At 55.9% G+C, this 15,587-nt stretch carries 13 protein-coding genes; 10 read left to right on the top strand and 3 right to left on the bottom strand.

All coding sequences use genetic code 11. The features are described 5' to 3' along the window. Nucleotides 1–8: 8 nt before the first annotated feature. The 3 genes from WMW72_RS25280 to WMW72_RS25270 all read left to right on the top strand — a co-directional run bounded on the left by WMW72_RS25280 (nt 9) and on the right by WMW72_RS25270 (nt 5,831). Nucleotides 9–959: an aldo/keto reductase gene (locus WMW72_RS25280; RefSeq protein ID WP_341418351.1), complete on the top strand. Its 951-nt coding sequence runs from the start codon at nt 9–11 to the stop codon at nt 957–959. 257 nt (nt 960–1,216) lie between these two features. Further along, complete coding sequence (locus WMW72_RS25275; RefSeq protein WP_341418350.1) at nt 1,217–4,258, top strand: glycoside hydrolase family 2 TIM barrel-domain containing protein; 3,042 nt, start codon at nt 1,217–1,219, stop codon at nt 4,256–4,258. 388 nt (nt 4,259–4,646) lie between these two features. Then, nucleotides 4,647–5,831, top strand: coding sequence for a serine hydrolase domain-containing protein (locus WMW72_RS25270; protein WP_423227598.1), 1,185 nt, complete (start codon nt 4,647–4,649; stop codon nt 5,829–5,831). Nucleotides 5,832–6,057: 226 nt separating this feature from the next. Here WMW72_RS25270 and WMW72_RS25265 read toward each other — a convergent pair whose 3' ends face one another. Both WMW72_RS25265 and WMW72_RS25260 read right to left on the bottom strand, forming a co-directional pair. Then, nucleotides 6,058–6,819 (bottom strand): alpha/beta hydrolase, encoded by a 762-nt coding sequence (locus tag WMW72_RS25265; RefSeq protein ID WP_341418348.1) that lies wholly within the window; start codon nt 6,817–6,819, stop codon nt 6,058–6,060. A 119-nt stretch (nt 6,820–6,938) separates the two neighbouring features. Beyond that, a complete protein-coding gene (locus WMW72_RS25260; protein WP_341418347.1) occupies nt 6,939–8,228 on the bottom strand; it encodes a glycosyl hydrolase family 18 protein in 1,290 nt (429 codons plus the stop codon). A 222-nt stretch (nt 8,229–8,450) separates the two neighbouring features. Between WMW72_RS25260 and WMW72_RS25255 the strand changes: the two genes are divergently transcribed. Then, complete coding sequence (locus WMW72_RS25255) at nt 8,451–11,048, top strand: Ig-like domain-containing protein (RefSeq protein WP_341418346.1); 2,598 nt, start codon at nt 8,451–8,453, stop codon at nt 11,046–11,048. Between the two features lie 378 nt (nt 11,049–11,426). After that, nucleotides 11,427–11,945 (top strand): ferritin, encoded by a 519-nt coding sequence (locus WMW72_RS25250; RefSeq protein ID WP_341418345.1) that lies wholly within the window; start codon nt 11,427–11,429, stop codon nt 11,943–11,945. Between the two features lie 127 nt (nt 11,946–12,072). Here WMW72_RS25250 and WMW72_RS25245 read toward each other — a convergent pair whose 3' ends face one another. Then, nucleotides 12,073–12,870 carry a polysaccharide deacetylase family protein gene (locus WMW72_RS25245; RefSeq protein WP_341418344.1) on the bottom strand — a complete coding sequence of 266 codons (798 nt, stop codon included), beginning with the start codon at nt 12,868–12,870 and terminating at the stop codon, nt 12,073–12,075. Nucleotides 12,871–13,213: 343 nt separating this feature from the next. Between WMW72_RS25245 and WMW72_RS25240 the strand changes: the two genes are divergently transcribed. From WMW72_RS25240 to clpP, 5 genes are all read left to right on the top strand, one after another. Next, on the top strand, nt 13,214–13,507 hold the full coding sequence (locus WMW72_RS25240; RefSeq protein ID WP_341418343.1) for a hypothetical protein: 294 nt from the start codon (nt 13,214–13,216) through the stop codon (nt 13,505–13,507). 24 nt (nt 13,508–13,531) lie between these two features. Next, entirely contained in the window at nt 13,532–13,657 is a 126-nt protein-coding gene (locus WMW72_RS25235; protein WP_341418342.1) for a hypothetical protein, read from the top strand. 222 nt (nt 13,658–13,879) lie between these two features. After that, nucleotides 13,880–14,476, top strand: a complete 597-nt coding sequence (locus WMW72_RS25230; RefSeq protein ID WP_341418341.1) for a winged helix-turn-helix domain-containing protein — start codon at nt 13,880–13,882, stop codon at nt 14,474–14,476. Further along, the gene (locus tag WMW72_RS25225) at nt 14,473–14,805 is read left to right on the top strand and encodes a hypothetical protein (RefSeq protein WP_341418340.1); all 333 of its coding nucleotides are present in this window, start codon (nt 14,473–14,475) and stop codon (nt 14,803–14,805) included. The genes WMW72_RS25230 and WMW72_RS25225 overlap by 4 nt, the downstream gene beginning before the upstream one ends. Nucleotides 14,806–14,871: 66 nt before the next feature. Next, the gene (gene clpP / locus WMW72_RS25220) at nt 14,872–15,456 is read left to right on the top strand and encodes an ATP-dependent Clp endopeptidase proteolytic subunit ClpP (protein ID WP_341418339.1); all 585 of its coding nucleotides are present in this window, start codon (nt 14,872–14,874) and stop codon (nt 15,454–15,456) included. Nucleotides 15,457–15,587 lie beyond the last annotated feature (131 nt).

The following is a 15,587-nucleotide window of genomic DNA, read 5'->3' as shown; positions in this document are numbered from 1 at the left end:
GAACGAATATGGAATATATTCAAATTGCAGGCGTATCCAAACCGGTCTCCCGGTTGATCAAGGGCTCGGATTATTTCCGTCCGGAGGTGTACGGCAAAGTATGCGATAACCTCGACGCTTACTTGGAAATCGGGGGCAACACGATCGATACCGCCCACGGCTATTGCGGAGGCGACAGCGAGAGGACGATCGGGCGGTACATGCAAGAGCGAAATAACCGGGACCGCATCGTTATTCTGACCAAAGGTGCGCATCATAATAAGGATGGACCGCGTGTGAACAAGGCGGCGATCGATTCCGATCTGGCGGAAAGCCTGGAGCGGCTGCAAACGGATTCGGTGGAGCTGTATGCTCTGCACCGCGATGATGAGAATGTCCCGGTCGGAGCTATTATCGAGGCGCTCAATGCGCATCTGGAAGCCGGGCGCATCCAGGCGATCGGCGCGTCCAACTGGTCTTGGCAGCGGATCGAGGAAGCGAATGCGTATGCGGCGGCTCACGGTCTCACCGGCTTCGCCTTCAGCAGCCCGAACCTGAGCCTCGCGAAGACGAACGAACCGTTCTGGGCAGGCTGCGTATCTGCCGACGAGGCGACCTGCGACTGGCACGAGCGTACCGGCCTGCCGCTGTTGTCCTGGTCCTCGCAGGCGAGGGGCTTCTTCACCGGGCGCTTCTCTCCGGAGGTGCGGGACGATGCCGATGTCGTGCGCGTGTTCTACAACGACGGCAACTGGGAGCGGCTGCGCCGTGCGGAGGAGCTGGCGAAGACGAAGGGAGCGAGCGTCATCCAGATCGCGCTCGCCTATGTGCTCCAGCAGCCGTTCCCGACCTGCGCGTTGATCGGTGCGCAAAATCTGGCGGAGCTGCAGTCCTGCGACGAAGGCGCCCGCATCAAGCTGACCGCAGCGGAGCGGGAATGGCTGGACCTGCGGCGCGACGCGCTGACACTGCAAGCCTAGAGGTTGACGCGCGGCGGCGAACTCCGGCTGGCTGGCGAGGCTGGCCGGAGGGTTCATACGCAGGACCAGCAGCTGCGAAGCGGCGGGTCCGCATTAGATGAATGCCGAGCTCCAGGCCCTGAGAAGGGGCTTGGAGCTTGCGCAGTCTCCAGACTGGGCTACAAAACGTGAGCCCAGGCTTCTTCTTTTTCCGTCCTGCCCACGGGCCTGGATCATGGAATCAACCAAACTATTCTTTTACGCAAGGAGCGGTATTGATGATACGTGTCACCCCTTATTGGGAGAATTTAAAGGTGCTTCAGGAAAATCGCGAGGCGCCGCGGGCGTCCTTTATTCCTTATCAGGATCAGGCGACGGCGGCTACGGGCAAGCGTGGACGCTCCCCTTACTTCCAGACCTTGAACGGGAGCTGGAAATTCCAATATAACGCTAGCGTCAAGGACACGGCCGACGGTTTCTATGCAGTAGACACCGACGTCAGCGGATGGGATGATCTGATCGTTCCATCCTGCTGGCAGACGAATGGCTACGATCAGCTGCAATATACGAATATCAACTACCCGGTCCCTTGTGATCCACCGTTTGTACCGGGCGAGAACCCGGCGGGGCTGTATGTCCGAGACTTTCAGCTTCGGGCGGACTGGGACGGCAAGGAGCAGTATCTGGTCTTCGAAGGCGTGAATGCCTGCTTCTATCTATGGGTGAACGGAGCCTATGTGGGCTACAGCCAAGGAAGCCGTATCCCTGCAGAGTTTCTAGTGACCTCCCAGCTGCGTCCTGGCCGCAATCGGATCGCGGTGATGGTCTTGAAATGGTGCGACGGAACGTACCTGGAGGACCAGGATCTGTGGCGTTATTCCGGTATTTACCGGGATGTGTATCTGCTCGCGCGCGAGAAGGCGCATATTCGCGACATATTTAACCGGCAGGAGCTGGCTTCCGACTACAGCCGCGCGGTGCTGCGGAGTGAGGTCCAGACGACCGGCAAGCTGGAGGTTAAGGCGGAGCTGCGCGACAAGTCAGGGCGCAGCGTCGCTTCGGGCAGCGCGGTGATTGACGGACAGGGCGTGATCGAGCTGGCGGTGGACGCGCCGGAGCTGTGGAATGCCGAGAATCCGTATCTGTACCAGTTGGAGCTTCAAGCAGGCGACGAAGCGCTTCGCTTCCGTACAGGCTTCCGCGAGATCCGCATTCAGGACGGTGTCTTCCAGGTGAACGGGCAACCGGTCAAGCTGAAAGGCGTTAACCGTCACGATTCGCATCCGACACTGGGGCAGACGATTCCGCTGAATCATATGATCAAAGATCTAAATCTGATGAAGCTGCACAATGTGAACACGGTGCGGACCTCCCACTATCCGAACGATCCGCGGTTTCTGGAACTGTGCGACCAGTACGGATTCTATGTCGTCGATGAGGCCGATCTGGAATGCCACGGCATGAGCCAGGCAGAGGTGGCCGAGGGAACGATCCACCGGCTGACCGATAATGCCGAGTGGCAGCCGTCTTTCTTGGACCGGATGGAGCGCATGGTAGAGCGGGACAAGAACCATACCTGCATCGTGATGTGGTCGCTCGGCAATGAAGCCGGCTATGGCGAGAATCATAAGGCGATGGCCCGGTGGACTCGTGAGCGTGACGCTTCGCGGCCGGTTCATTACGAGGGAGCCGCCCCTATTAATAAGGGCGACACGGACACGGATTGTCTGGATGTCGAGAGCCGAATGTATGCCACATATGGTTATATGGAAGAGTACGGGAAGGATAACACGAAAACAAAGCCTTTATTCCAATGCGAATACAGCCATGCGATGGGTAACGGTCCCGGCGACCTGATGGATTACTGGAATGTCATCTACAAGTATCCGAACCTGATGGGGGGCTGCGTCTGGGAATGGTGCGATCACGGGGTCAAGACGGAGACACCTGACGGCCGGTCGTATTTTGCCTACGGCGGCGACTTTGGCGATCAGCCGAATGACGGGAACTTCTGCATCGACGGTCTCGTATCGCCTGACCGCAAACCGCATACCGGACTGCTGGAGCTGAAGAAGGCTATCGCGCCGGTGCTGATCGAAGCGGACGATGTAGCAGTGGGCAAGCTGGCAGTGACCAACCGTTATGATTTCATCGATTTGTCCGCTCTGGCCTTCAGTTGGAGATTGGAGCAGGAAGGCCAGACGGTGGCTCAGGGAGCGCTGGAAGGTCTGGATGCGCTCGGTCCTCAGCAGACGCAAGCCGTTGCGATTCCGCTGGACCCATCGCTCTTCTCGCCGGGCGGCCGGCGGTATCTCACGGTGACGGTTCGCACGAGGCAGGATACGCCTTGGGCTGAGGCTGGCCATGAGGTGACCTTTGAACAGTTCGAGCTGCCTGTCGGCCAAGCCGAAGCCACACCGGCCCCGGCGGTTCTGGCATCCGCAGGCTTCCAGCTGCAGGCTGCCGAGAACGGGCATCTGCTGGAGCTGACCGGGTTCGACTTCAAGTATGTCTTCGATCTGTACGACGGAACCTTCGTGCAATTGTCGAAACATGGAGTCAATCTGCTTCATGGACCTGTGGGCTTCAATATCTGGCGCGCTCCGACGGACAATGACCGGAACATCCGTCATGCCTGGCAGGAGGATGGTTTCCATCGGGCCGGTATGAAGGTGTATCAAGCGAAATGGACTACGCTGGACTCAGGCGCCGTCGAGATTGCGGTCAGCTACTCGCTGGGCGGCTACTCCCGCTCGCCGATTCTGCACGGTGAGGCGCAGTGGCGGGTCGAAGGTAATGGCGCGATTGTCTTGAACACACAGGTCAAGGTCCGAGAAAATGTGCCGTTCCTGCCGCGCTTCGGCTTGCAGCTCATCATGCCTCCGGGCAATGAGGAAGTGGAGTACTTCGGCTACGGACCTCACGAAAGCTACATCGACAAGCGGCACAGTGCCAAGCGCGGGAAGTACCTGTTCACCGTGGATGAGATGTTCGAGGACTACATCATGCCGCAGGAGAACGGTTCGCGTTATGCGACCGAATGGGCGATCGTCTCCAGCGAGCTGGGGATGGGGCTGCGATTTGACGCTCCTCAGGCCTTCTCGTTCAATGCGTCGCACTTTACACCGCAGGATCTGACGGAAGCCGCACACAGCTACGAGCTGGTCCGGCGGAAGGAAACGATCGTCCAGCTCGATTACAAGCTGAGCGGGATCGGTTCCAACTCCTGCGGACCGGAGCTGCTCGAGTCTTATCGGCTGAGCGAGAAGGAGTTCGGGTTCGAGCTTCGCATCCAACCGATATTCAAGGAAGACGAATAAATATGTAAGCGAAGAAGCCCCCGTTCGGGTAAAGACGGGGGCTTCTTTTTTTGCAATTTTGGTTTCATAGGACGTGGGGTGAGGATGAGAAGCATCGGCAGGACTGCATTCGAAGCAGGCGTGATATTGCGGTTGAATCAACGTCAGATGGAAGCAATGCTGTAGGCTTCCGGCTTCACTCTTTCCATTAGTGGTACACCATATTTTGCTCAATTTGATCCATAGATAGGTCCCCCTTTGAATTAAAAGTATATGCTTTGAAATAACTAATTATCATTTGTCATTTTGTGTATTTTAAAGGAATTATCCATGTAATTCAGGCTGATTTATGATTAAAATAAAATCATTCTTTAAGCTAATCCATGCTTTAACTTTATAGAGAGGGTGACTGTCGTTGAATAAAAACGTTTCAAACCTTATTAATTCAGATCTCTTGCAAGCACGCATCGATGAAGTCATCGAGCGTACGCTTTCCGAAAAAAGGTTGGTGGGTGCTGTCCTTAAAGTGGCGATTCAGGGGACAGAGTATTATAGCCGCGCTCTAGGTTATGCAGACCGTGAGAAGAACCGACACATGCAAGAGAATACGTTGTTCCGGCTTGCTTCCGTATCCAAACCGATTGTATCGACGGCAGCGCTTGTACTCTTGTCGCAAGGCCGACTTCATCTGGATGATCATGTGGACAAATGGCTGCCTGATTTTCGTCCCCGTTTGCAGAGTGGTGAGCTCGCAACCGTGACCATTCAAAATTTGTTGACCCACACGGCGGGTTTGACCTACCGTTTCTTCCAGAAGGAACAAGACTCGTACGAACAGGCTGGCGTATCGGATGGAATGGACCAAACGGATATCACCCTGGAAGAAAATCTGCGCCGGCTTGCTTCCGCACCGCTTCTTTACACGCCAGGCATGGAGTGGAAATATTCCATAGCTACAGATGTATTGGGTGCAGTGATTGCCAAGGTTACGGAAACAACACTAAGCGAAGCCGTACGCTCTTTGGTGACAGAACCGCTCGGGATGCAAGATACAGGTTTTATAGCCGTTAACCCAGAGCGGCTGTCCGCTGCTTATGCGAATGATACGCCTGAGCCGCGTCGCTTGCGAGATGATTTGGATACGAACCCCTTTGTGGAAGGTACGGCCGGCTTCCGGCTTTCCCCTATGCGGGCACTTGATAATCGGGCCTACCAGTCGGGTGGCGCAGGTATGGTTGGTAGTGCAGGAGACTTTTTGCAGCTGCTTGAAACGTTGCGGAAGGGTGGGGCGCCTCTGATGTCGGAAAGCTGGGTTCATAAAATGACGACGAATCAGATTGGTGATCTTCCAATGGCGTATTGGCCGGGACGAGGGTTCGGCCTTGGCTTTACGGTGTTAAAGGATCCAGTCGCAGCAGCAACGTCCGAATCTCTGGGTACTTGGCGCATGGGGGGGACCTATGGTCATTCGTGGTTCGTTGACCCCGTAAAGCAGATTAGCGTGGTGGCATTTACCAATACTGCTTTGGAAGGGATGTCAGGTCAATTTACGGTAGACCTTTGTGAGGCCATTTACGAAGGGATCCGGAGCTAACGCGAGAGGGTTCATCTGGAAAACCAAACCTTGAGGTTCTTCTCGAGGTTTGGTTTTATTTATTATGGCACTGGATAGCGAGTGGGGATTGACGTTCCGTAGAGTGGCATTGTTAAGAAGCTTTTTCAACGATACCTGGAGAGAAAAAGATCTGGCGTCGTTGACCGCGAAACTACTTCCGCAAGGAATGCCGATCAAAATCGATAAGTAAGCAAAGGATCGGATGCTATTTCGCCAGCTTGAGCCAAGCCTCGAGCTCCTGCACGACCCGCTGCTGCTGCTCGTCCGGCGTCAGGACGGCGGGATGGTCGCCCTTCTGCAGACCATAGCTGCCGAACTGGGAGTGGTTGCCTCCCTCGATCCTGACGTATTGCGTCGAAGCAGGAAGCAGGCTGCGCGCCTCCTCATACCTGTTGCGGTTCATGACACCGTCCAGTGACCCGGTCAGCGACAGCACGGGCGTCGCGTAATCGGTCAGAGCGCCTTGGGGGTCTGGATACGAGCCAAGGAAATAGACGCCCTTGACCTGGCCGGGATGACTCACCGCGAATCGGGAGGCCATGACGCCGCCAAGCGAGTGCCCGCCGATCACGAAGGAATGGTCGGGCTGCTGCACGATCAGATCTAGCGCCCGGTCGCCGCCTAGGACGGCGAGATGGAGCGGCATGCGGATGATATAAGAAGCATGTCCGGTTTCAGCGAGTGCGAGGGCCAGCGGGGCGTAGCTCTCCGGCTTGACGAGCCCGCCCGGGTAGAAAATCACGCCGGGCTCGATGCGCTCCTCAGGCTCGAAGCTGAGCCAATCGGTACCATCGGTCACGCGGACGCTGCCCTGGCTATGCAGCACCGATAGTGCCCTGGCGTCAGGCCGGTAGGGCTGCAGGTAGCCATGGGCGGCGGCCGCCAAGCCTAGAACGAGGACGGCAGCGGCGGCGGTTACAGGTATTCTCCGCCGCCTGCGGCGCGATTTGGATCTGGAGTTTCTCAATGCTAGTTCACCTCGCGTACATGAAAAGCTCTATTATCTTATATCATCGGCTTCCACCGTACAGTAATTAAGAAGATGTTTGCTCCCCGTTCGAGCAGCGCTCCGGCCGCTTGTGTATCCTAGTCTTTCTTCACGACCTGGAAGTTATCCTCCAGCAGCAGCCAGTTCTGCGGAAAAGGGAGGCCCAGCTTCCAATAGCTGATTCCTCTCAGCTCCAGCTCCTTCAGCAGGTCGAACTTAGCCTGAATGGAACGGGCGTCCTCGAACCAGACGATATGCTCTTTGCCGGAGGGGTCCCAATACGTAAAGTGAGGCGCCTGAGCCTTGGCATCGTAATCGATCCGAGCATGGTGGGTTCGGGCCAGGCGAATTGCCTCCTGCGGGCTGACAGCCTTGGCATAAGCGCCTCCAGGCACATAAGGCAGGGTCCAGTCGTAGCCGTACAAATTCTGGCCCATCATGATCTTGGAAGCGGGCATCTCGGTCAGTGCGTATTCCAGCACCTGTCGGACAGGACCGATCGGAGACACGGGCATCGGAGGCCCTCCGCTATAGCCCCATTCGTAAGTCATGATCACGACGAAGTCCGCCACCTCGCCGTGGGTCTTGTAATCGTGAGCCGTATACCAGGCCCCGGTCTGGGAAGCGCTCGTCTTGGGTGCCAGGGCGGTGGACATCAGGAACCCCTCGCGGTGAATAGCCGCGGCGGCCTTGCGCAGGAAGCGGTTATAGGCTTCGCGGTCCTGGGGCCGCAGATGCTCGATATCGAAGTGAATGTCCCGGAAGCCGAGCTCGCGGGCCGTCGCGATAATCGTGGATAGCAGCTTGTCTTGTAGCCCCGTATCATTCAGAATGACTTCGCCCAGCTCGGCGCTGAACTGATCGTTCTCCAGGTTGGTGACGACCATCATCAGCGTGACGCCTTGCGCGCGGGTAATCTTCCGAAGGTCCCCTAGAGGCGGACGCTCGAGGGTTCCGTCGCGTCGGATGCGGAAGCTGAACGGGCCGAGGTAGGTCAGATGGGGGGCTGCTTCCTGGGCCGCTCTCGTGAGGGCCGGACTGACCGCTCCACCCCGCGGCTCGAGATAGGCATTCGTCTCTGCGCTGCGTCGCGGTGCCGGAGGAATATACAGCCGGGTGCCTGCCTGGAGCGGTTCCCCGGCATTCAATCCGTTGACATCCGCCAGGCGCTGAGCGCTTAGATGATGCTCTCCGGCGATCCCGCCGAGCGTATCGCCAGGGCGTACGACGTAGTATTGGCCGACGATGGGAATGACGAGGGCCTGGCCGACGACCAGGGTTTCCGCAGTGTGCAGCTCATTGGCGTCGGCGATGGCCGCCACCGGCACCTGATAGACGCGCGAGAGCTGATAGAGAGACTGTCCGGGCGTAACGACATGAATTTGCATAAAGGCGATCCTCTCCTTTTCGTACGGGCAATGCTGCGGCCGGGCCGCAGAGTGGCTATAACCAGCATATTCGTCCTATGACCGATCCATGTCTAAGCTGCCCGCGCCGGGAAAAGACCGGTGGAATATTATTCGGCCAAAACCTAAAGAATCCGCCTCTGAATGTCGATATAAAGAGGAGCTATCTATTTTGGGCAGGAACAGACAGGAGAGATGAAACAGATGCGTTTTCATTGGATCAAAATCATGGCGCTTGCGCTGGTCGTCGCTTTGGGAGCGGGAGGCTTCACGGGACCGCAGCAGGTATGGGCAGCCAATGAAATTTCAAGCCTGGTTTTGAACAAGAACGAGCTGACTCTGGAGGTCGGCGGTACGGCTACGTTAACGGCGACAGCTGTATACGTAAACGGAACGACAGAGAATGTATCGGTGAAAACGGAATGGAGCTCGGGCGACCCGGATACGGTAGCCGTCTATGCAGGCGCCGTTACGGCTAAGAAGGAAGGAAAGGCCGCTCTTACAGCCACTTTTATGGGCAAGACCGTCATCGTGAATGTGACGGTCACCAAGAAGCTGCGCTCGCTGATTAAGGATAAGCAGCAGATCAACCTTAGACAGAACCAATCCGAGCAGGTCAAGCTGACGGCTTATTACGACGACGGCACCAACGAGGATGTGACCGATAAGGCTGACTGGAATATCGATAATGGTGCCATCGCAACGGTGGTTAATGGTAAGGTTACGGGCCATAGTTCAGGTACCGGGAGCGTCACGGCCAAGTACAGCGGCCAGCAGGTGACGATCCCGGTGAGCGTGGAGATTGTCAAGCGTGTGGATGCGGATAAAACAGAGCTTTCCCTGCTTAAGGGGGAATCCGCAAATATCAAGCTGATGGCCACTTACCCGGACGGCACGCAGGAAGATGTATCCGATAAGGCCGATTGGGAAACGGACGATAGCTCGATCGCGGACGTCATCAAGGGGAAAATTACCGCCTACGGCCCGGGACAGACGAATATCAAAGGGACCTACGGCACCAAATCGACGACGATTAAGGTTATCGTGGATCAGACCCTGAAGATCGAGCTGGACAAGCAGACTCTGTACATGAAGAAGGGTGATACCGCACAGCTCAAGCTGACAGCCACTTACGCGGACGGAAGTACAGAGGACGCAACAGCCAAAGCGGAGTGGACGTCCGAGAATGAGGACACGGCTTACGTCACTAAGGGCAAGGTTAGCGCCAATGCCTCCGGCGAGACGACGGTTTCTGCCAAGTACGGGAACAAAACGGTCAAAGTTAAAGTTGAAATTGACGTTCCGAACCGTCTGGAGCTGAATACGGAGGAGCTGTTCGTCAAAACGAACGAGTCCGGCCAGCTCACGTTGAAGGCGTTCTACGGCGATGACACCCAGGAGGACGTGACACAGGTTGCTGAGTGGAGCGTGGAAGACTCGGCGATTGCCACCGTAACGAAAGGCAAAGTGACGGCCAAAAAAGCGGGCGTGACAAAAGCGAAGGCTACATACGGAGGCAAAACGGTAACGGCCGCGATCTCGGTCGACGTGCCGATCAAGCTGTCTTCCAGTCATAAGAATGTTCAGTTTCAAGTCGGCTCTACCGAGCAAGTAACGGTGAAGGCCATTTATGCGGACGGACGTGAAGAGGATATCACGAGCAAGGCGGTATGGACCTCCGCCAATGAGGAAATTGCCGAAGTCCGCAAAGGGCTTGTATCGGGTGTAGGTACGGGCGCGACGAGCGTGAAGGCCGTATTCGGCACTCGTTCGGTTACGATTCAGGTATCGGTCGGCGTGCTCAAGACGCTGACGGTAGATCAGACCAAGCTGATCCTCGCTAAGAGCGAGTCCAAGACGCTCAGCCTCAAGGCTACGTACACCGACGGAACGACGAGTAACGTCGCCAGCGACGCGGTATGGACAAGCTCCGACGTTAAGATCGCAACCGTCACTGAGGACGGCAGGGTAACGGCGGTGAGCTCCGGCGAAACGAAGATCAACGTCTCCTTTGGAGGCAAGTCGGTGGATATCGTGGTCCAAGTCGACATGGCTAACAAGCTGGTGGCCACTCCGATGACGTTGTCCTTTGATCTGGGAGAAAGCAAAGCGATCGTCCTGATGGCCACCGACAGCAGCGGAGCGTCAAAGAATGTGGTTCAGGAAGCGGAGTGGAAATCTGCTGATGAGAAGATCGCTCAAGTCACCAATGGGGTTGTTAAGGCAATTTCCCGCGGCAAGACTACGATTACGGCTACTTATGGCGGCAAAACGGTCTCGATTCCTGTCGAAATCGGCGTTATTCAAAGCATCGAGGTCGACAAGAAGTTCGTCAGCACGAAGCGGGGCGATTCCGTACAGATCAACCTGACGGCGGTGCTGTCGGATGGAAGCAAGAAGGAAATGAATGATTCGGCTGCTTGGAGGTCAACCAATTATAAGATAGCCGATGTGAAGGACGGATTGGTTACCGCTGTTGACGCGGGTTCGGCGATCATCGTCGTGTCCCTGGCCGGTAAGAGCATCAATATTCCGGTGGAAATCGACAAGCTGAAATACCTGAAAACGAATGAAGTCGCGATCGACCTGAAGAAGGGCGCGACCTTCGATGCCAAGGCCACCGCAACCTTCTTTGACGGTAGCGATCAGGATGTGACAATAGAGGGTCTGTGGACGTCCTCGAACATCCGGGTTGCCGATGTGAAGGATGGCATCATCAAGGCGACGGGCAAGGGCAAAGCGACCATCACCGTAACGTACGCCAAGATGAGAACGACCATCGTCGTGACCGTTAACGGCTAGGTGACAAAGAACGGCCGCCTTACACGCAGCAGGTTGCGCGTAAGGCGGTCGTTTCGTTCGTTGGGAGATTAAGCAGTCTTTTATGCCGAGGCATATATTCGTTACATCCGCTGAGCATAGGAATACTCGATTCACTTATGGGAATCATATCCTACGTTGAGAAGCTGTATAAGGGCCGTATGTACATGTTCGCCCCGTTGCTGTTATTGAGGAAGATCATGGAACATGGTAAAATAGAGCTAATCAGACCGCTTGAGGACGCCTTGCAGGCGGGCAAGTGGCAGGGATCAAGCACAGCGTGCTGCAAACACGACGGCGCCCTTTCTGGTTCAAGCTGGTATGTAACGATAACCTTCACAAAATAAGGGGCGTGACCTGATGCTGAGTGATAACCTGCTCGCCAAACTGAACGAACAAATGAACTATGAGTTTTACTCCTCCCAAGTGTATCTGGCTATGGCCGGCTACTGCTCGTCCGAAAGCTTTGACGGGTTTGCCAACTTCTTCATTGTTCAGGCGGAGGAAGAGAAGTTCCATGCGATGAAAATTTTCCACTTTATCAATACGCTGGGTAAACGCGCTCACGTGTCCGGCATGGAGGATCCGCAGAATGCTTATTCCTCGCTGCTGGATGCTTTCGAGCATGCCTTCTCTCATGAACAGACGGTAACGAAACGGATCTATGAGCTGTCGGATATCGCTTGGAATGAGCGCGAGCATGCCACGATTAACTTCCTGAAATGGTTTATCGATGAGCAAGTCGAGGAGGAAGCGACCTTCGACAGCATCATTCAGAAGCTCCGTCGGATCGATAAGGACAGCAATGCTTTCTATATGCTGGATGCCGAGTTGGCCCAGCGTACCTTCGTGCCTCCTACCACTGGCGGCGAAGCTTAATTTTGGGGCAGCTCCCGACTTTGAAGAGAGTGACAAAAAATCCGGATCAACCGCTAAGGTTTCCGGATTTTTTGTGTTACTTTTTTTGCTGCGTTTCGTTATCTATATCTATCTGATTGCGGTTCCGTCATACTTCTCTGATCTCACCGCTTCTGAGTTCAATCGTCGTGTCGTCCACTTGAATCCACACGGACAGGGCGGACGGGTTATGCACGATGCGGCCGGAGACGGAGAGGCGAAGCTCTCGAACGGCCTTCATGTAGGCGACGATCTCGGCATTGGTCGCATACCAGATATCGCTGCGTCCTCCGACTAATTGTCCGAATTGCTCCAGCTTGCTCCAATGCTGGTCCTTTTCAAATTCATAGCTATGCCCCCATACGTAGAGCAGAGCCATTCGGTTGTTCCAGGGATTATGGTTCAGCAGACGTTCACCGTATTCCAGCATGTCGTGATGATGGCAGGTCGGATGCCAGAGACTGAAGTCGGCAGGCAGTTGGAACGACTTGGTGGCGTTCGTCGTTCGCGCGTATTCAATACCGAGGCCGGGCAAGGCCGATACCACCTGATCGTTCCAGGACCCGAAGGGATAGCTCATCCCGCGTACAGGGTAGCCGACAAGCCGCTCCAGAGTGTCGCGATCTTCCATGATCTCCATGACGACGCGTTCCGGAGGGGTAATGTCCAGGAAAGGATGAGTAGCCGTATGGGCCGATACTTCTTGTCCTGCAAACAGCGTCCGGATCTCATCCGCCCGCAGATAGCCGGGTCTGTCGAGGAGGCCCGAGTTGAGATGAAACGCGCCCTTCAGCCCATATTCATTCATGGTGGCGACAAGCTGCCGGTCCTCTTCCCGGCCATCGTCGTAGCTCAGGGTTATCGCTTTGGTTCGTCCGCCGGGAAACCGGTCGTAGCGTATGTTCATTGCCATTCCTCCTTGGCCGTGAGGCCCTTGTCTGCATGTGGAACATGATCAGGATAATAGGGTGGTGCTCTTCGGTATGCGATATTTCCGTTATCGCAGGGTTTGTTAGCGCTTACGCATGTACGAAGCTCTCCATTTCATTGCCGGACAGCCTGGGCATTTCGATATCTGTGATCAGCACCGGTCTTGCTTTTCTATGAACGAGTGATATGTATCTGGCATTGTATTCCATTATACAAGATGTGAGCTATTCGCGACAGAAAACGGATGTTTGGTCACCCGTTCGTAGACATGTCCATCAGATCGGTTATGAGACCTGAATAAGATAAGGAGGAAACGGACTATGGACATTCGGCATGATAATCAGGCATACACGGTACAAGCTACACAGAGGGCGATGGTTGGCGTATTGATCCCGGCGATGCTTTCTCCTATTACGATAGGTGTGATTATGGTGAACCGCCAGGCAGGCGACTGGGCCTGGCTGGTGATTGTCTTTATGCTGATCTGGATCGTACTTGGACTGGTGCTCGCAAGCAAGCTGCTGCGTTCGCAGCTCTTGTCCGCGGATGAGCAGGGCGTCCGTTACGGCCGCAAGGCAACGCCCTGGCTGGAGATGAAGAAGCTCGTCCTGTAGAAGAGAGGAAGGCAGATCCATATCATGGCTCAAAGCAAGTGGGGGAGCACGCAAATATACGACTTCCGTGAAGACCACCTGTTTGCCGAGGCGTCAGAGGAACTGGCCCGGAGAGCGGAGCGTCACGGAGTTGAAGTGGAGCGGAAGTAAGGAATGCAACAAGAGCTTGAAGTTTTTTTGCTTTGTACGAAGGGGCTTCAGGCGGGGAAATGGTGGAGAGAAGGTACGTAACGGTCTTACCGGCGTTTAGCCGGGAGGGCCGTTTTTGCTTATCCGTCAACTTATGAGATCGGGCGAAAGCCAGGTTTGACAAGACGAGCATCATCGTAATACAATATATTTACGTAAAAAAATATTTTTATGGTGGTGCTCATGAACAATCCCGAAGTGAAGGAACTATACCGGCTGGAGTTCGCGGAGCAGGCGATCGCGCTCCTGAACCCGCTGCGGGCGGAGGTACTGCGGGTGCTCCAGGAGCCGGCTTCGGCCTCCGAGGTGGGAAGACAGCTGGGCGAGCCCGCGCAGAAGGTGAACTACCATCTGAAGGCGCTCGAGAAGGTCGGGCTGATCCGGCGCAGCGGTACCCGGCAGGTGAAGAATCTTGTGGAGGTGCTGTATCAGTCGATCGCGCGGACCTATCTGATCCCTGATTCATTCGGCTGGCCGGAGGAAACGGTTCAGCGGATGAAGGATCAGGGCGCGCTGCTTCATCTGATCCAAGCCTCCGAGCGGATGCGGGGCGATGCGATGCGCTTGATGGAGAAGTCCGATCTAGACGAGGTGCCGAGTGCGGTGCTGGAGACGGAGATTTACCTGCCCGATGAAGCGGCCAGGCAGGCATTCATCCGCGATTATGCGGAGGCGGTGCGTGTATTATCCGAGAAATATAAACCGGCTGGACGGGGAGCGGGCTTCCGCGTGATGACAGCGGTGTACCCCGAGCCGGAACACAAGGAGGATCGTGCATGATGAAGAGCATTCTGAATCAAGCAAGGGTGGAAGCCAACCGGTCCGACAGCCAGAGGACGGTCAAGCCGGTGCAGGGGAAGCGTTCCTGCGACGTGCTGACGGGTACAGCCACTGAACAGCGACAGCCGCAGCAAGCAGCCCCGACGATTATTTGGGAATCCCGGCGCAGCGGCGGCAGCTCCCAAGAGATCACGATTCAAGAGATTCATATCGGCGGAGAGAACGGAGATCAGGACGGTCCCATCATCCGGGTAACCTCCTCTGGCTTTGGGCAGAAGACGGCCGAGGCGCGCGGGTCCTTGCAGGCTGGGCTGCGTTGCGCAGCGTAAGCGGAGAACAACAAGAATACACCGTTTCATTGAATTGAAATATGATTTTCGGGAGGTACGAAGACGATGAGCTATATTCCTATGGTCGTGGAGCAGAGCGGGCGGGGAGAGCGTTCCTACGATATTTATTCGCGATTGCTGAAGGACCGGATCATTTTCCTCGGCAGCGCAATTGACGACCAGACGGCCAATGCCGTCATCGCCCAGCTCCTGTTCCTGACGGCTAACGATTCGGAGAAGGATATTCACCTGTATATCAATTGTCCGGGCGGCTCGACCACCTCGGGTCTGGCGATCTATGATACGATGCAGTTCGTGAAGCCGGACATCTCGACGATCTGCGTCGGTCTGGCCGCTTCGTTCGGAGCCGTGCTGCTGGCGGCCGGAGCGCCGGGCAAGCGGATTGCCCTCCCCAATGCCGAGGTGATGATCCACCAGCCCTGGGTCGGAGGAGGAGGCGTACGCGGCCAGGCATCGGATATCGCGATCCAGGCCGAACATATCCTGAAGACGCGGCGAACACTGGATGCGATTCTCGCGGAGCGGACCGGCCAGCCGCTGGAGAAAATCCAGCGTGACACGGACCGTGACCACTTCTTATCCGCCGACGAGGCACAGGCTTACGGCTTAATTGACAAGGTGCTCCGCTAGGCCGGAAAGGCCGCGAAAGGTCCCTCTTTTCCGCTGAATTTGGCGGGGGAGAGGGATTTTTGTCTATCAGCTCTATTTCGGCTTGCATTCGATTTCACGAGATGATAGATTTTAGTGGACATGGAAATGAA

The organism is Paenibacillus filicis (assembly GCF_038070315.1).
In the GTDB taxonomy this organism is placed as follows: Bacteria; Bacillota; Bacilli; order Paenibacillales; family NBRC-103111; genus Paenibacillus_G; species Paenibacillus_G filicis.
This window is presented reverse-complemented; position numbering and strand designations above follow the sequence as displayed.